This window comes from Bradyrhizobium sp. UFLA05-125 (assembly GCF_059803515.1).
This window is the reverse complement of the sequence record NZ_JBANBJ010000023.1, coordinates 12,904-29,579: the sequence shown is the minus strand read 5'-3', so window position 1 is coordinate 29,579 and position 16,676 is coordinate 12,904. Positions and strand designations below refer to the sequence as shown.

The 16,676-nt window shown below is 63.3% G+C and carries 16 protein-coding genes and 1 pseudogene; 11 read left to right on the top strand and 6 right to left on the bottom strand.

Annotation, left to right across the window (positions count from 1 at the left end; translation table 11 throughout):
- Window positions 1-143: 143 nt before the first annotated feature.
- Window positions 144-359: a dodecin family protein gene (locus SO156_RS20945; protein ID WP_458149198.1), complete on the top strand. Its 216-nt coding sequence runs from the start codon at window positions 144-146 to the stop codon at window positions 357-359.
- 191 nt (window positions 360-550) lie between these two features.
- On the opposite strand, the gene SO156_RS20940 is transcribed toward SO156_RS20945, so the two are convergent.
- Window positions 551-1,012 carry a VOC family protein gene (locus SO156_RS20940; protein WP_498536119.1) on the bottom strand — a complete coding sequence of 154 codons (462 nt, stop codon included), beginning with the start codon at window positions 1,010-1,012 and terminating at the stop codon, window positions 551-553.
- A 239-nt stretch (window positions 1,013-1,251) separates the two neighbouring features.
- Here SO156_RS20940 and SO156_RS20935 point away from each other — a divergent pair, with 239 nt between their 5' ends.
- On the top strand, window positions 1,252-1,596 hold the full coding sequence (locus SO156_RS20935) for a twin-arginine translocation signal domain-containing protein (RefSeq protein WP_458149196.1): 345 nt from the start codon (window positions 1,252-1,254) through the stop codon (window positions 1,594-1,596).
- Between the two features lie 140 nt (window positions 1,597-1,736).
- Here SO156_RS20935 and SO156_RS20930 read toward each other — a convergent pair whose 3' ends face one another.
- The 3 genes and pseudogenes from SO156_RS20930 to SO156_RS20920 all read right to left on the bottom strand — a co-directional run bounded on the left by SO156_RS20930 (window position 1,737) and on the right by SO156_RS20920 (window position 4,044).
- Window positions 1,737-1,979 carry a GCG_CRPN prefix-to-repeats domain-containing protein gene (locus SO156_RS20930; RefSeq protein WP_458149195.1) on the bottom strand — a complete coding sequence of 81 codons (243 nt, stop codon included), beginning with the start codon at window positions 1,977-1,979 and terminating at the stop codon, window positions 1,737-1,739.
- Between the two features lie 178 nt (window positions 1,980-2,157).
- Window positions 2,158-3,167: pseudogene (locus SO156_RS20925) on the bottom strand (alpha/beta fold hydrolase).
- A gap of 178 nt (window positions 3,168-3,345) precedes the next feature.
- The gene (locus SO156_RS20920; RefSeq protein ID WP_458149193.1) at window positions 3,346-4,044 is read right to left on the bottom strand and encodes an ArsR/SmtB family transcription factor; all 699 of its coding nucleotides are present in this window, start codon (window positions 4,042-4,044) and stop codon (window positions 3,346-3,348) included.
- A 169-nt stretch (window positions 4,045-4,213) separates the two neighbouring features.
- On the opposite strand from SO156_RS20920, the gene SO156_RS20915 reads away from it, so the two are divergent.
- From SO156_RS20915 to SO156_RS20905, 3 genes are all read left to right on the top strand, one after another.
- On the top strand, window positions 4,214-4,522 hold the full coding sequence (locus tag SO156_RS20915; protein WP_458149192.1) for an NIPSNAP family protein: 309 nt from the start codon (window positions 4,214-4,216) through the stop codon (window positions 4,520-4,522).
- Window positions 4,523-4,549: 27 nt separating this feature from the next.
- Entirely contained in the window at window positions 4,550-4,900 is a 351-nt protein-coding gene (locus SO156_RS20910; protein ID WP_458149191.1) for an antibiotic biosynthesis monooxygenase family protein, read from the top strand.
- Window positions 4,901-4,995: 95 nt separating this feature from the next.
- Window positions 4,996-5,805, top strand: coding sequence for an isocitrate lyase/PEP mutase family protein (locus tag SO156_RS20905; RefSeq protein ID WP_498536118.1), 810 nt, complete (start codon window positions 4,996-4,998; stop codon window positions 5,803-5,805).
- 57 nt (window positions 5,806-5,862) lie between these two features.
- On the opposite strand, the gene SO156_RS20900 is transcribed toward SO156_RS20905, so the two are convergent.
- Window positions 5,863-6,249 (bottom strand): hypothetical protein, encoded by a 387-nt coding sequence (locus SO156_RS20900; protein WP_498536117.1) that lies wholly within the window; start codon window positions 6,247-6,249, stop codon window positions 5,863-5,865.
- A 182-nt stretch (window positions 6,250-6,431) separates the two neighbouring features.
- On the opposite strand from SO156_RS20900, the gene SO156_RS20895 reads away from it, so the two are divergent.
- Window positions 6,432-7,079: a trimeric intracellular cation channel family protein gene (locus SO156_RS20895; protein ID WP_458149188.1), complete on the top strand. Its 648-nt coding sequence runs from the start codon at window positions 6,432-6,434 to the stop codon at window positions 7,077-7,079.
- A 123-nt stretch (window positions 7,080-7,202) separates the two neighbouring features.
- On the opposite strand, the gene SO156_RS20890 is transcribed toward SO156_RS20895, so the two are convergent.
- A complete protein-coding gene (locus SO156_RS20890; protein ID WP_498536116.1) occupies window positions 7,203-8,417 on the bottom strand; it encodes a c-type cytochrome in 1,215 nt (404 codons plus the stop codon).
- Window positions 8,418-8,683: 266 nt separating this feature from the next.
- On the opposite strand from SO156_RS20890, the gene SO156_RS20885 reads away from it, so the two are divergent.
- The 5 genes from SO156_RS20885 (at window position 8,684) to SO156_RS20865 (ending at window position 16,670) form a co-directional block, all read left to right on the top strand.
- Window positions 8,684-12,175 carry an indolepyruvate ferredoxin oxidoreductase family protein gene (locus SO156_RS20885; protein ID WP_498536115.1) on the top strand — a complete coding sequence of 1,164 codons (3,492 nt, stop codon included), beginning with the start codon at window positions 8,684-8,686 and terminating at the stop codon, window positions 12,173-12,175.
- A gap of 404 nt (window positions 12,176-12,579) precedes the next feature.
- Window positions 12,580-13,593 (top strand): hypothetical protein, encoded by a 1,014-nt coding sequence (locus SO156_RS20880; RefSeq protein ID WP_498536114.1) that lies wholly within the window; start codon window positions 12,580-12,582, stop codon window positions 13,591-13,593.
- A 458-nt stretch (window positions 13,594-14,051) separates the two neighbouring features.
- Window positions 14,052-15,209, top strand: coding sequence for a thiolase family protein (locus SO156_RS20875; RefSeq protein ID WP_498536113.1), 1,158 nt, complete (start codon window positions 14,052-14,054; stop codon window positions 15,207-15,209).
- Entirely contained in the window at window positions 15,209-15,601 is a 393-nt protein-coding gene (locus tag SO156_RS20870) for a Zn-ribbon domain-containing OB-fold protein (RefSeq protein WP_458150834.1), read from the top strand. Before SO156_RS20875 ends, SO156_RS20870 begins: the two co-directional genes overlap by 1 nt.
- 208 nt (window positions 15,602-15,809) lie before the next feature.
- Window positions 15,810-16,670, top strand: coding sequence for a MaoC family dehydratase (locus tag SO156_RS20865; RefSeq protein WP_498536112.1), 861 nt, complete (start codon window positions 15,810-15,812; stop codon window positions 16,668-16,670).
- Window positions 16,671-16,676 lie beyond the last annotated feature (6 nt).

Here is a 16,676-nt window from a genome sequence, read left to right as displayed (position 1 = left end):
TGATAGTTGGCACCGCAACATCGCCAAGCGGCTCGGGCCTGTCAGCCCTGCGACATGCGCGTCCTTTCGGCACCGATACCGTGCTAGGTTTGAACGCGGCAGGGAGCAGCTGCTTCCTGCTTCATACCGAACGGGAGAACGACATGCCTGAGAGCATTTACAAGGTCATAGAACTGATCGGTACCAGCACCGACTCCTGGGAAAAGGCCGCCGGCAATGCGGTCGAGCAAGCGGCAAAAACTCTGAGGGACCTTCGCGTCGCCGAGGTCGTCAAACTCGATATGCAGCTGGACGCGAAGGGAAAAGTGGAAGCCTATCGCGCCAAGCTCAACGTGTCGTTCAAGTTCGAGGGCAGCTGAGCTCGAGCAAACCTCGCCTGGCGGGGCGAGGGGGATCTTGCGCATGCCGAAGAATCTGCGCTCAGCCGCCGCACTCCCATTCAAGGCCATTGGAGTGCGTAGGGCGGGTTAGCTTCGCTAACCCGCCCCTTTTATCGCAAGCACGCTGGCGGATCATGCTGTGCTAATCCGCCCTCGGAGCCCGCGGCTGCTTACGCTGCCTTGTTCTGCCGCTTCATGAATTCCGCCGCCCGCTTCTTCAGCTCAGTCGGCGATACGTCCTCGATGTGGGTGCCGATGTGCCAGTGGTTGCCGGCCGGATCCTTCACACCGCCGCTGCGGTCGCCATAGAACTGGTCCGTTGGCTCCATCAAGGACGTGCCGCCGGCCTTGATGGCCTTCTGGTAGACTGCATCGACATTGGGAACGTAAAGATACAGCATCGTGGACGTTGCCTGTGCCCGCTCGGAGGAGTCGGCCATCATCACGATGGAACTTCCTATCTTGAACTCCGCATGCATGACCTTGCCGTCGGGCCGCATCATTGGCTCGAACAAGGGCTGGGCGCCGAAAGCCTCTTTCATGAAGTGGATGACCTTCTCCGCGCCGTCGACGATGAGATAGGGCGTGACGGTGTGATATCCTTCGGGAACCGGCTTCACCTGTGTTGCCATGGCTGTCTCCTCTGGTCTGATGGACTTGATCCATGCAGGACGACCCCACGTACCCCGGTTTTGCCCGGAATGTTCGACCCTTTCCTTGAACAAAGTAAGACGGCCGTTGTGCCATCCCGGATGCACGCCGGCGTGTCAGCTTCATGCAACCTACCTGAATGCAGGGTTCAGTCCGAGTTCATTTCGTCGGCGCGACACTTCCTTCGCATCATTCAACGCTGATTGAAGAGGAAGACATCATGGAGCGCCGGCATTTCTTGAAACTCGCATTCGGTGTTGCGGCCGGTGCCGCTGCATTGACGGCGGCCGCGCAGGCCGCGCCGCTGGCGCCACAACCGATCGAAGGCCCGGCCAACGTCCCACGCGGCAATCCCGAGGTCCATCCCGCAGTCACCAGCAGCGCGGAGGTCGGCCAGCTCAAGCCTGAGCAGGTGCGCTGGCACGGGGGCGGTCATCACTGGGGCTGGCACCATCGTCACTGGGGCTGGCATCATCGTCACTGGCGTCATCGTCATTGGGGTTGGCGTCGCCGGCACTGGGGCTGGCGGCATCGCTGGCACCGCCGCCACTGGCGTCACTGGTAGGGCGTGCTGCAAGTTGCCAGTTGAATCAGAAAAGGGGATCGCGGTGGCGATCCCCTTTTTTGTGCCCGCGAAAACGGCAGGCGTTCAAAAAGAAAACGGCCGCGCGGTGGAACGCGCGGCCATGCTTAGGCAAAATCAGATCAGACCGGGCGGCAGCGGCCGGCCCACCAGCGGAAGCCCCACGGACAGACGCGCGGACGGGCGACGACGACCGGAGCGACCACGACAGGCGCTGGTGCTACCATGACCGTACGGCCCATCGGGCGGCAGCCGCCATAGGCGCCGCGATACCACCCGGGCCCGCAACCGCCGGCAGCGCTGGCTGCTTCGCTGAAACCGACAACGGCGCCGGCGAGCATGACGGCGGCAAAAAGATATTTCATGTGAACTCCCTCTCTAGTCCTTGGGTCACGCGCTTGTGGCGCACAATGAATCAAAAGGTGCGATTCGGCATGTTAAATTTTGGCGACATGCCGAAGCGGCGCGATCCAAATTGGCAATCATGACCTGAATACGGCATGAACGCCGCCGTTCATGCTGCTTGAAGCGACATGAGGGAAGCTAGCGGCCGAGAAAGCCGAGCACCAGGTCGCGATATCGCTCGGGCGCCTCCAGGAAGACGAGGTGGCCGGTGTCCGGAATGGTCTCTGCCCGCGCATTCGGCATCTTTGCAGCGAGCGCTTTGGCGAGATCGGCGTTCTGCCCCATCTTCGGCCGCAGCGCTTCCGGTGCATTCGGTCTGCCCGGCGCGTTGTGGTCGTCGGCGCCCATGATGAACAGCGTCGGCTGCGAAAGCAGCGGGATTTCATGCACCACCGGCTCGCGATAGATCATCTGGCCGGAGCCGACGAAGGCGCGCAGCCAGCGCGGGTAGTCGGGGCTGCCCTTGATGTTGAAGCGGGCGTCGATGAACGGCGTGATCGCCTCAGGCGGCAGCTTGATCGCGTAGTTGGTCTGGAGCTGCTTGCGATAGCCCTCGGCCGTGAGCTTGTCCTCGATCTCGATGGTCTTTTCCGTCGGCACCGGCGGCACGTAGAGACGGTAGTCTTCCAGCCCGATCGGCGCGGTCAGCACCAGATGCGACACGCGTTCCGGATAGGCCCGCGCGATGCGCACCCCCAACATGCCGCCCATGGAATGGGCGATGATCTCGGCCTTGTCGATCCCGAGATGATCGAGCAGTGCGATGGTGTTGCGCGCCAGCGTATCGAAATGCAGTTCCCCGAGCGGCTTGGACGATTTGCCGAAGCCGATCTGGTCCGGCACCACGACGCGGAAGCCAGCCTCGCTCAGCATCTTGATCACGGGCGCCCAATAGCTCGACGGAAAATTGCGGCCATGAAGCAGACGACGGTGCGGCCGTTCGGCGCTTGAGGTGCGACGTCCATATAGGCCATGCGAAGCTCTTCGCCGTCATTGACGAGCGGCAGCAGGCTCACGGGGTAGGGATAGGCAAACCCCTCAAGGGCGATCCCGTAGGGCTCGCGCGCCGCGGGTTCGCTGGCGTAAGTCGAAGCGAGCGGGAAAGCGAGGAGGGCGGCCGCGAGCGCAGTCGGGAGGATGCGGGTCATTGAGGGCTCTGATGTCTGACAACGTCGTTCCGGGGCGATGCGAAGCATCGAGCCCGGAACCTCGAGATTCCGGGTTCGGCCCTGCGGACCGCCCCGGAATGACGGTGCCCATAAACGCGTGGATGGCCGGGTCAAGCCCGGCCATGATGACGGCACTCATTCACACGCGATTGTGTAACTACTCGTGCCTGTCGCCGAACAGCGCCGCAAACTGCTTCTCGCCGGTGCGGGTGAAATTCACCACGCGGCTGCCGGGCGTCGCATCGCGCGCCGCCCATTTCAATTCGGTGAAACGCTTCATCATGGCTGCGCCGAGCGTGCCGGCAAGGTGATGCCGACGCTCGCTCCAGTCGAGGCACGCCTTGCAGACTGGCCGGCGCGGATGGGTCAGCATGTCGGGCGAGATCTGCAAATGCTTTGCGAGGAAGCGTTCGCCCTCGACCGTGAGCTCGATGTCCTGCTTCTTCTGCTTCACCAGGCGCCGCTCGCGCAAGGAGTCGAGCATCTGCACGCCGAGGTCGCCGGCGAGATGGTCGTAGCAGATCCGCGCCCGCCGCAACGCCGGATCCTTCGGCCCGGTGCGCACGCGCATGTGGCCGGCGCGGGCGGCAAGTCCTTGCAGCGCCTCCAGCACGCCGGCGACATCGGGATCGCTCAGGCGGTAGTAGCGGTGCCGGCCCTGCTTCTCCGGCTCGATCAGTCCGCCGGCCTCGAGCTTCGAAAGATGTGAGCTCGCGGTCTGCGGGGTGATCCCGGCCTCCTGCGCGAGCTCGCTTGCGGTGAGCGCGCGGCCGTTCATCAGCGCTGTCAGCATATTGGCGCGCGCGGGGTCGCCGACCAGCGAAGCGACCATGGCAATGTCAGGTCCTGCTTTCATGCTTCGATGATAGCCGAAGCATTGCGGTCGGGCAAGGGTGTAGTCTGCCAACCACAAACTCGTCATTGCGAGCGCAGCGAAGCAATCCAGACTGTTTTCCGCGGCGACAGTCTGGATTGCTTCGTCGCTTCGCCCCTCGCAATGACGGGGACAGAGAGGAGAGCCCATCATGTCCATCACCGTCTTCATCCGCTACCAGCTCGATCCCTTCAAGCGCGCGCAGTTCGAGGAGTACTCGAAGCGCTGGCTCACCATCATCCCGAAATGCGGTGGCGATCTGGTCGGCTACTTCATGCCGCACGAGGGAACCAACAACATCGCCTTTGCGCTGATCTCGTTCGAAAGCCTGGCGGCCTACGAGGCCTATCGCGCGCGGCTGCGTCAGGACGCCGAGGGGATGGCGAACTTCCGTTTCGCCGAGGAGAACAGGTTTATTGTCGCGGAGGAGCGGACGTTCCTGCGCAAGGTGGTATTGTAGGCGCAAACCAAAACAAGGGAGGCGCCCATGATCGCCGTGATCTTCGAGGTCTGGCCGAAGCCGGAGCACCGGCAGCATTATTTCGATCTCGCGGCCGATCTCAAGCCGATCCTGCAGACCATCGACGGCTTCATCTCGGTCGAGCGCTTCGAGAGCCTGACCGAGAAGGGCAAGGTGCTGTCGGTTTCGTTCTGGCGCGATGAGGCGGCCGTAGAGGCCTGGCGCAAGACCATGGAGCATCGCCGCGCGCAGGCCAAAGGCCGCGGAAGCTTCTTTGCCGATTATCGCCTGCGGATTGCCAGCGTCGTCCGCGACTACGGCATGAACGATCGCGACGAGGCGCCGAAGGACAGCCGCGTCGTGCACGACGCGCACTAGCGCGTGCGCGGGCGCGCTACTGGCGCTGCCCGGGCGCGTACTGGCGCTGCCCTGGTGGCGTGCCTATGTCTGCGCGGCCAACAAGGGAGAGAAACATGCACGTTACGACTGCGGACAAGCGCGCGACATTCAAGAAGCTGCACGAGAGCGGCTGCTTCATCCTGCCCAATCCGTTCGACGTCGGCAGTGCCAAGGCCTTGCAGCATCTCGGCTTCAAGGCGATCGCCTCATCGAGCGCCGGCTTTGCCTGGACCATCGGGCGCGCCGACAACCGCGTCACCGTGGACGACGTCTGTCAGCATCTGGCAGCATTGTGCTCGGCCGTTGACATCCCCGTGAATGCGGATTTCGAGGGCGGCTTCGCGGTCGAGCCGGACAAGGTCGCGGAAAATGTCGAACGCGGCGTGCGAACCGGCGTGGCCGGGCTGTCGATCGAGGATTCCACGGGGGACAAGGACAAGCCGCTCTATGATCGCGCGCTCGCGGTCGAGCGCGTGAAGGCGGCACGCAAGGCGATCGGCGATAGCGGCACGCTGCTGGTCGGCCGCTGCGAGGCCTATCTGTGGGGCGTGAGCGACCTCAAGCTCGTCATCGACCGGCTCACGGCTTACGCCGATGCCGGTGCCGATTGCCTTTATGCGCCGGGCCTCAAGACGCGCGAGGATATTTCGGCCGTGGTGAAGGCGGTGCATCCACGGCCGTTCAATCTCCTGATCGGCGCCTCCGGCCTGTCGCTGCAAGAGGCTGCCGATCTCGGCGTGCGCCGCATTAGCGTCGGCGGCTCGCTCGCCCGCGCCGCCTGGGGCGGCTTCATGCGCGCGGCGAAAGAGATGGCGGAGAAGGGCACGTTTGCCGAGCTCGGGAGCGGGTATCCCGGCGGCGAGCTGAACAAGCTGTTCGGCTGACGCATGACAAAAAGCGGCGGGACGTTGGCGTCCCGCCGCTTTCGTGTTTCGGCAGCGTTACTGCGCCTTGCCGGCGTCAGGAGACGGGGCTGGCGAGGCCGGCTGGCTCGGTGCCGCACCGGTGGTCACGCCCGGCGAGGTGTTGCCCTTTGGCGTCACGTCGCGCATGCCGGGAGGCGCGGCCGGATTTGCAGGTGTCGTCTGTGCGGTCTTCGCCGGCGGTTCGGTCGAGGCCTGGTTCACGCTGGTATTGTTCAAGCCGTAGAACACTGCGCCGAGCACGACCGCGATCGCGACCGCAAACAGCGCGATCTTGCCGCTGGAGGCGGGGCCTTCGCCAAGTTCGGGATCCACCTGGAGGTCGGCATCCCGTCGTGCGGCGCGAAGATACTCATCCTCACCGATGGGACGATAGGGGTCATTCGGAAAACGGTCATCGGCCATCGCTTGATCTCCTCGAATTGACTGACCAGACAACCCGGGGATGCGAATTTCGGTTCCGGGGATCTCATGCTTTCGTCGCATGTTGCCGCGCGCAGGAATCGGGAACCTGTTCATTCCCGATGAACCTTGCTCATTCTGGAACTGGAGACGTAAGTTCCGCCCTCGAAACGGGATGACATCCGATGTGGAGCCTGCCACCGAGCGACAGCGTGCTGCATTTCCTTTCCCTCGTCGCGGTTGCGGCGCAGGGGATGACGGCGGCGCTTGCCGCGGGCCGGCGCAGCATGGACTGGCTCGGCGTCTGTTTCCTCGGCTGTATCACGGCGCTCGGCGGCGGCACGCTGCGCGATCTCTTCCTCGGCCACTATCCGCTCGCCTGGGTGCAAAACCCCATCTATCTCGTGCTGAGCGGCGGTGCCGCCTTCATTACCATTCTGATCGCGCGCCTCGTGCATCGGCTCAAGCTGGCCTTCATCGTGCTCGACGCGATCGGCCTCGTGGTCTTCACCATGGCGGGGTGCGACGTCGCCTGGCAGATGGATGCAACGCTCCCCATCGTGATCGTCTCCGGCATGGTGACGGGCTGCGCCGGCGGCGTGCTCCGCGATATCCTCTGCAACGACGTGCCGCTGCTGTTTCGCTCCGAGCTCTACGCCAGCGTCTCGGTGGTGACGGGCCTGTTCTATGCCACCGCTTTCGGGCTGAAGATCAACGACGAGCTCTGGACCATTCTCACCTTCGCGCTCGGCATCAGCTTCCGCCTGCTCGCGGTTCGCTACAAATGGGAGATGCCGAAGTTCGTGTTTACGGGCGACGAGAAGGAGAAGTAGGGCTTACATTGCCTCACTCTATCCACGTCGTCATTGCGGGCGGAGCAAAGCAATCCAGAATCCGTCCGCGGCAACACTCTGGATTGCTTCGTCGCTGCGCTCCTCGCAATGACGGCGTTGCGACTAATCCTCCTTCCGCGCCTTCCCGACCTGCGCCGCCGTGACCGGCGGAGCGGCGTTGCCCCAGGAGTTGCGGATGTAGTTCGTTACCGCCGCGATCTGCTCGTCCGACAATTGCTTGGCATAGGCCGGCATCTCGCCGGTGTTGGGTGCGCGCGGCGTCGTCACGGTGTGCGCTCCGTCGAGAATGATGCGGAGCGTGGAGGAGGGATTGCCGGATTGCAGCAGCGCATTGCTGGGCAGTGGCGGATAGATGCGCGGCGCGCCGGAGCCGTCGGCTTCATGGCAGGCGATGCAGAACTTCGCATAGACGGCTTGGCCCGCCTTCATCTCGCTTTCCGATGGCGGCGTCACCGCGGGCTCGTTCGGTCCCGGTGGCAGCTCTTTCAGATAGACCGCCATGGCGCGCACATCGGCATCGCTCATCTTCGAGGTCGAGTTGACGATGACCTCGGCCATCGGCCCGTCGGCATGGCTCTTGGCGTTGCGGCCACTTTGGAGATATTCGGCGATCTCGTCGACGCTCCACGACTTCAGCCCGCTGTGCGCGGCGCTATCGAGCCGCGGTGCGAACCAGCCACCCACCTCGTTGCCCGAAAACGCCAGCCCGCGCTTGTCGGCACCAAAATAGTTCTTCGGCGTGTGGCAGGCGCCGCAATGGCCGAGTCCTGTGACGAGATAGCCGCCGCGATTCCAGGCCGCGGTCTTGAACTGGTCGGGTTCGAACAGGCCGGGCTTGAAGAACAGCCAGTTCCAGGCGCGCATCAGTGATCGATAGCCAAACGGCCAGCGCAATTCCGGCGATTTGACGCGGTTCGTAACGGGCGCCTGCGTCGAAAGATACGCGCGGATGGCCAGCGTGTCGTCCTTGGTCATCTTGGTGAAGTAGGGGTAGGGGAACGCCGGATAATAATAGGAGCCATCAGGCGCGATGCCGAAGCGCAGCGCACGGGTGAAGTCGGCGTCCGTCCAGCCCCCGATCCCGGTGTCGCGATCCGGCGTCAGGTTCGGCGCATAGATCTCGCCAAAGGGTGTATCGATGCGCTTGCCGCCCGCGAATGGTTTTGCGGGATCGGCGGTGTGGCAGCTTGCGCAGTCGCCGGCCTCCACCAGCGCCTTGCCATGAGCAATCGCCTCCGGCGACGGCTCGCTCGCGGTCGCTGCAACTGCACTGCACAACGTGAGCCCTGACACCAGAGATGCCAGAATCGTCCGCATTCCCGGTCTCCCCCTGCGACCAATCGCCATGGGGCGCATTATAGACGCGTTACGTCGTTTCGCGACGCCCCGGGTATGCTGACACAAATTGAAAAGGGCGGGCAGACTTGCCGCCACGAAATTGCGATTTTCGCCAATGCCCCGCTTCGGTCCAGATTTGTGATGCGGAGGCTTAAAATTCCGACATAAAGTGGCGCGGGCATCCGGGGCGCCCTAACTAAAAACAACGGGCACGCCAACGACTTAAGAGGGCGAAGAGGACAAAAATGGGCATCAACCAGGGTCCGATCAGTCTCGACCAGAAATACACCCAATCCACCGGACACGTCTTCACCACGGGAATCCAGGCGCTGGTCCGCCTGCCCATGGCCCAGATCCGGCGCGACCGCGCCGCAGGGCTGAATACCGCAGGCTTCATCTCCGGCTATCGCGGCTCGCCGCTCGGCGGCTATGACCAGCAACTCTTCGCCGCGCGAAAGCACCTCGAGCAGTACAACATCAAGTTTCAGCCCGGCGTGAACGAGGATCTCGCCGCCACCGCGATCTGGGGCTCACAGCAGCTCAATCTCTCGCCCGGCGCCAAGTACGACGGCGTGGTCGGCATCTGGTACGGCAAGGGCCCCGGCGTCGACCGCTGCGGCGACGTCTTCCGGCATGGCAATACCGCCGGCTCGGCCAAGCATGGCGGCGTGCTGTGCCTCGCCGGTGACGATCACGGCGCAAAGTCCTCGACCGTTCCGCATCAGTCCGACCATGCCTTCATCTCGGCGCTGATGCCTTATCTCTATCCCTCCAGCATCCACGAGATGATCGAGATGGGCCTGCTCGGTATCGCGATGTCGCGCTACTCGGGCTGCTGGGTCGGCATGAAGGTGATCACGGAGACGGTGGAGACCACCGCCGAGATCGATCTCACCGACGAGATGAAGCCCTTCATCATTCCCTCGGATTTCGAGCTGCCGCCCGGCGGCCTCAATCTTCGCTGGCCCGATGACCGCTTTGAGCAGGACCGCCGCCTGCAGGACTACAAGGGCTATGCGGCGATCGCCTTTGCGCGCGCCAACAAGGTCAACCGCGTCACGATGGATAGCCCGAACGCCCGCTACGGCATCATGGCGTCGGGCAAGAGCTATGAGGACGTCCGGCAAGCGCTGCGCGAGCTGGGTATCACCGAGGAGGTCGCTGCCAAGATCGGCCTTCGCCTCTACAAGATCGGCATGCCCTGGCCGCTGGAGCCGGAAGGCGTACGGCAGTTTGCGGTGGGCCTCGAGGAGATCTTTATCGTCGAGGAACGCCGCGAGATCGTCGAGAACCAGGTCAAGCAGGAGCTGTTCAACTGGCGCGACGACGTCCGCCCGCGCATCGTCGGCAAGATGGACGACCACGACAAGCGCTTCCTTACCTTCGCCGCCGAGCTCAGCGTCGCCTCGCTTGCTAGCTCGATCACCGAAAGGCTCCTTCGACTTAATCTCAACCCCGAAATCGCCGAGATGCTCCGCGCCAAGGCCGACTGGTTCAACGGCCGCCAGGCGACCCAGATGCAGGCCACCGCGCCGGTCTCCCGAACCCCTTACTTCTGCTCCGGCTGCCCCCACAACACATCGACCAAGGTCCCCGAAGGCAGCCGCGCGCTCGCCGGCATCGGCTGTCACTTCATGGCGCTGTGGATGGACCGCTCGACCGAAACGTTCACACACATGGGCGGCGAGGGCGTGCCATGGGTCGGCATCGCGCCTTTCACCAACGAGAACCATATTTTTGCGAACCTCGGCGACGGCACTTACTTCCACTCGGGAATTCTCGCCATCCGCCAGGCGATCGCCTCCAAGGCCAACATCACCTACAAGATCCTCTACAACGATGCCGTCGCCATGACCGGCGGCCAGCGCCACGACGGCGACCTCTCGCCGCAGAAGATTATGGCGCAGCTGCACGCCGAGGGCATCAGCGAGATCTACCTGGTCTCGGAAAATCCCGACGCGTATCCGCCCCATTCCATCGCGCCCGGCGTGAAAAAGTACCATCGCGACGAGCTCGAGAACGTCATGAAGATGTGCCGCGAGTACAAGGGCACGTCCGCGATCGTCTTCGTACAGACGTGCGCGGCTGAGAAGCGTCGCCGCCGCAAGCGCGGCCTGATGGAGGATCCGCCGCGCCGCGTGATGATCAACCCGGCGGTCTGCGAGGGCTGCGGCGACTGTTCGGTGCAGTCGAACTGCATCTCGGTCGAGCCGCTGGAAACCGAGTTCGGCCGCAAGCGCACCATCAACCAGTCCTCCTGCAACAAGGACTATTCCTGTCTCAAGGGCTTCTGCCCGTCCTTTGTTACCATCGACGGCGGCGCGCCACGCCATCGCGCACCGGCGGAACCTACTGATATCGGCGAGCTGCCGGAGCCCACCTCGCGACCGGCGCTGGACAAGCCCTACAATATCGCGGTCGGCGGCGTCGGCGGCACGGGTGTGCTGACCATCGGCGCGCTGCTCGGCATGGCCGCCCATATCGAGGGCAAGGCCTCGATGATCCTCGACATGTCCGGCCTCGCGCAAAAGGGCGGGGCGGTGCTGAGCCACGTCCGCCTGTCGGATCATCCGGCCGAGGTGACGTGCTCGCGCATCGTCACGGGCACCGCCGATCTCGTGCTCGCTGCGGACGAGGTCGTCGCGGTCGCCAAGGATACGATCTCGCTCTGCGATAGCAGCCGCACCCGAGGCATCATCAACAGCCACGTCATTCCCACCGCCGACTTCATCCTCAACCGCGACTTCAACTTCCAGACCCGCAAGCTGAATGCGGTGCTGGAGACCGCGCTGCACAAGGACTCCACCTTCTTCGACTTCACCAAGCCTGCCGAGCAGCTCCTTGGCGATGCCATCGCCACCAACATGATGATGATGGGCTACGCCTATCAGAAGGGGCTGCTGCCGATCGGTGCCGAAGCGATCGAGCAGGCGATCGAGGTCAACGGCGTCTCGATCAAGATGAACAAGGAGGCGTTCCGCCTCGGCCGGCTTGCGGTGGCCGATCCGAAGCGGCTCGCCGACATGCTCAAGGGCCAGGATGAGGTCGTCGCGCCGAAGAGCCTGGAGGCGATGACGCTGGACGAGATCATCGAGCATCGCGCTAAGCATCTCACCGCCTACCAGAACGGACGCCTGGCAAAGCGTTATCGCAGACTGGTCGACCAGGTCCGCGACGCTGCGGCGAAGGGCGGTTATGGCGATGCGCTGCCGCGCGCGGTCGCGATAAACTACGCCAAGCTGCTCGCCTACAAGGACGAGTATGAGGTCGCGCGTCTCTTCACCGACGGCCAGTTCGAGCAGCAACTTCGCGACCAGTTCGAAGGCGACTTCAAGTTCAGCTTCAACCTCGCGCCGCCGATCCTCAGCAATGGCGTCGATGCACAGGGCCGCCCGAAGAAGCGCGCCTTCGGCCCGTGGATGCTCGGTGGCTTCCGCTGGCTGGCAAAATTCCGCTTCCTGCGCGGCACCCCGCTGGACATCTTTGGCTACTCGGCTGACCGCAAGCTCGAGCGCGACCTGATCAGCGGCTACGAGAAGGACGTCGCCACCGTGCTCGGCCTGTTGTCGCCCATCACGCACGACACCGCCGTGGAGCTGTTGTCGCTGCCCGACCGCATCCGCGGCTACGGCCCGGTGAAGGAGAAGGCGGTGGAGGCCGCCAAAGCCCGCTACGCGCAACTCGCCGCCGACCTCGCGAACCCGCCGCCGGCGCCAAGGCAGATCGCAGCGGAGTAGGCGTTCGTCCCCGAACGCATCTGCCGTAGGGTGGGCAAAGGCGCAAAGCGCCGTGCCCACCTTTTTTGTTGCCACGAAAGCGGTGGCCACGTTTCCGCCTTCGCTCTTCGAGCGACGGCGGGCAAGTCGCGTGGCCCACCTACGAATTGCGATGCGTTGTCCGGTAGGTGCTGCAAAGACGCTCTTGCAGGCCTCGCAGCGCGACGCGAGAGTGGGCAACGCTAGGCCGCGAAGCGTTTGCTTTACGCAAGGGTGATGGCGATGCAGGGGCTTGCTCAACCTCGAAATGGTTTCCGCCAATTTGACAAAGGTTGTGGCAAATCGTTATGACCAACTTATGATAGTGATGCGCGCCGGATTAGGCGGTCGCGCTACGCGGGCTGATGAATGCAGGGCGGTAATCGATGTCATTGCGCGGTTTTTTGATTGTGTGTTTGACCGTAGGCGTGATGGGCGTGTTGGGGCTCTACTGGAATCAGCATGCAATCGAACGCGTTATGCGTGATGGCTATGCCACCACGGGGAAGATCACTTCGGCCGAAGTCGTATCGTCGAGATTTCCGTTCGTGTTTGACGAAGGTTGGCCCCGCTATGTCGACGAAAATCTATCGATCGGATTGTGGTGGACCGGAAGGGATGGCGTTCAACGCGAACGTAAGGGTATCGCTGTCAGTGCCGCATATGCGGCGCGCGTAACGGTTGGAAATCAACTCAGGCTTCTGACGATTCCCATTCAAGCCGTTGACGACGATGCATCTCTTCCGGTGGTCATCGAGGATCTGGATGACCACCTGAGCCATATCCGATCCCTGTCCGGGTTCATGGCGGCGGGGGCGGGTATTTGCGCCGTTCTCTTGGTGCTCGTGATCGGATGGCAGGCATGGTCGGCGCGTCGAAGCGGGCCCGGGAACGGCGTAATCGCCACCGGGGCGAGGCGTCCCTTTCCTTACATCCTCGCGCTGCTAACTGCCGTGATGCTTCCATTCGGTGGCTACATGCTGGTGAACTCCTATGCCGAGCAAAGCACGTTGAAGGAGATCCTCGACCACGGCGACGAGGCCACCGCCGATCTTACGCGGGCTTATAGTGAAGTGAACAAAGCCGGCGAGGCTCCGAGCTATCTGGTCACCCTGGCGTGGACCGACAGGGGCGGACAACAGCAGATCTACGGGCCGACCCATATCAGCCCGGCCTTCTGGCGGCAGATCACGCGTAACGGCGTCCAGACGGTCAGGCAGACGAAGATCCGGTATCTCGCTGGTAGGCCGGATGCTCGGCCTCTCATCGTGGACGACGCGGCCGAACGCCAATTTCAGGATAGCTTCGGAGTTAAGGGGGGCGCGACTTTTCTTGCCTTCGGTCTGATCTTGGCCGGGCTGACGGTGTTCCGTTATCGCGCAAGTCCGAGCACGGTTTGATCGCGGGATAGCCGATTTGGTTTCTTGCCCGCCCGGAGAGGTGGGAACGCTTTCGCCTTCGCTCTTCGAGCTACGGCGGACAAGTCGCTTTGCCTACCCTGCGAACTGCTCGGCGTTTGATTGGCGATCGAAGCGAGCCTTCACACGCGCATCGTCCGCGGCCGCCCCGCCGCGCGCGCTGGTTCAATCGGGAGGGTACTATTCGTTGTGCTACCCAACGGGCAACACGCACCACCGCTACTTTGCATGGGGTTGATTTCGACAAAACGGGTTTGATTTCGAAAAAAAGAAATCGCTTGTCCCGTCGGGCAAATCACCTTTATGACTTTGCGTGCCGCCGATGGCTCACTTGCGCCCACCCGCTACCCTCTCGCCCGACGGAATATTTCCGCGCTTGCCAAGCCCGCCGCAGCGCGTCAGAAAAACGGAGCAAGAAGAAACGTCAGCGGAGACTCGACTTGACCATCAAGGGCAAGGCCTACATTGCCGGGATTTATGAGCACCCGACCCGGCATGCGCCGGACAAATCCACTGCGCAGCTCCACGCCGAGGTCGCCAAGGGGGCGATCGAGGATGCCGGGCTCAGCAAGGACGACATTGACGGCTATTTCTGCGCGGGCGATGCGCCCGGTGGCGCCTGGCCGATGGTCGATTATCTCGGCCTGAACACCAAGAAGCTGCGCCACGTGGATTCCACGGAAACCGGCGGCTGTTCCTACATCATCCACCTCGGCCATGCTGCAGAAGCGATCGCCGCGGGAAAATGCTCGGTGGCGCTCATCACGCTCGCGGGCAAGCCGCGCACGGGCCCGATGCCGCCGCGTGCGGCCGGCGCCGAACTTGATTTCGAATCCGCGTACGGCGCGACCACCCACAATGCCTATGGCATGTGTGCCATGCGCCACATGCACGACTATGGCACCACCAGCGAGCAGCTCGCCTGGATCAAGGTCGCAGCCTCCCATCACGCGCAATACAATCCGCATGCGATGCTGAAGGACGTCGTCACCGTCGAGGACGTCCTGAACTCGCCGATGATCTCCGATCCCCTGCACCGCATGGATTGCTGCGTCGTCTCCGACGGCGGTGGCGCGCTGATCGTGACGACGCCGGAGATTGCCAAGAGCCTGAAGAAGCCGCTCGTGCGGCTGATCGGTCATGGCGAGGCGATGAAGGGCCCGCGCGGCGGCAAGGATCTCGACCTCACTTATTCCGCAGGCGTGTGGTCCGGCCCGCGCGCCTTCGAGGAAGCGGGCGTTACACCGAAGGACATCAAATACGCCTCGATCTACGACAGCTTCACCATCACGGTGCTGATGCAACTGGAGGACCTCGGCTTCTGCAAGAAAGGCGAGGGCGGCAAGTTCGTCGCCGACGGCAATCTGATCTCGGGCGTCGGCAAGCTGCCGTTCAACACCGACGGCGGCGGCCTCTGCAGCAACCATCCCGTCAACCGCGGCGGCATGACAAAAATCATCGAGGCCGTGCGGCAGTTGCGCGGCGAGGCGCACCCGAAAGTGCAGGTGCCGAACTGCGATCTCGCCATCGCTCACGGCACCGGCGGACTCCTGGGCGTGCGTCACGCCGCCTCGACGGCTATTCTGGAGCGCGTGTGATGAGCGAAGCGAAAAAGTATCCTGCACCAGTCACGAACGCCGAGACCGTGCCGTTCTGGGAAGCGGCTCGCCAAGGCAAGTTCATGATCAAGCGCTGCACGGCGTGCGGCGAAGCGCACTACTTCCCGCGCGCGATCTGCCCGTTCTGCTTCTCCGACAAGACGGTGTGGGAGGAGAGCTCGGGCGAGGGCACGATCTACACCTACAGCCTGATGCGGAAATCGCCGACAGGGCCTTATGCGATCGGCTACGTCACGCTGAAGGAGGGGCCGTCGCTGCAGACGAACTTCGTCGATTGCGATCTGACGACCCTGAAGATCGGCCAGAAGGTGAGGGTGGTGTGGAAGCCGACCGACGACGGCGCGCCGTTGCCGTTCTTCACGCCTGCCTAAGATGACGTGCTGATCCTTCTCCCCTTGCGGGAGAAGGTGGCGCGAAGCGGCGGATGAGGGGTATCTCTCCGCGGAGATACTTTTGATGCGGAGCCAACCCCTCACCCCAATGAGTTTGCCGCGCCGTCCTCGCCGCCCTCTCCCGCAAGGGGAGAGGACACTTCAACTGGCAGCGGCGCGGAGAGATATCCGGGGAGGAAACCAGAAAATGTCCGCCAGATACGAAGAGCTAAAGAACCTCAAAAACCTCGGCCAGAAATATGCCTACACCGACCGCGAGGTGATGCTCTACGCTTATGGCATCGGGCTAGGCGCCGATCCCATGGACGAGAACGAGCTCGCTTTCGTCAACGAGGGCACGCTGACGCCGCGGCCGCTGAAGGTGGTGCCGACCTTTGCGTCCGTCGCGGCGTGGGGCTCGGGGCCAGGCGAGATGAATCTCAATCGCGTCATGGTGGTCGACGGTGAGCGCGATATCACGTTCCACCAGCCGCTCGCGCCGACAGCCCACATCACCGCCGACTCCTCGGTGCTCGAGGTCTACGACAAGGGCAAGGACAGGGGCGTGGTGATCAGCCACCAGACCGTGCTGAAGAACGAGAGCGGCGAGAAGCTCGCGACCCTCGTCGCCTCGCGCTTCGCCCGCGGCGATGGCGGCTTTGGCGGGCCGAACCTGACCCAGCCCGATCCGCACGAGATCCCGTCACGCAGCCCCGACAGGACGATCGACATCTCGACGCGCCCCGACCAGGCGCTGGTCTATCGCCTCTGCGGCGATCGCAACCCGCTGCACTCGGATCCTGAGTTCGCCAAGAAGGCTGGTTTTCCGCGCCCGATCCTGCACGGCATGTGTACCTACGGCATCACCTGCCGCGGCGTGCTCCAAACCTATGCCGATTACGATCCAAGTGCCTTTCGCCAGCACATCGCGCGGTTCTCATCGCCCGTCTATCCCGGCGAGATTGTGACCATGGACATGTGGAAGGACGCCAACGTGATCTCGTTCGAGGCCAAGGTGAAGTCGCGCAGCGTCACCGTGATCAAGAACGGCAAGACGGTTTTGGCTTAACTCTCG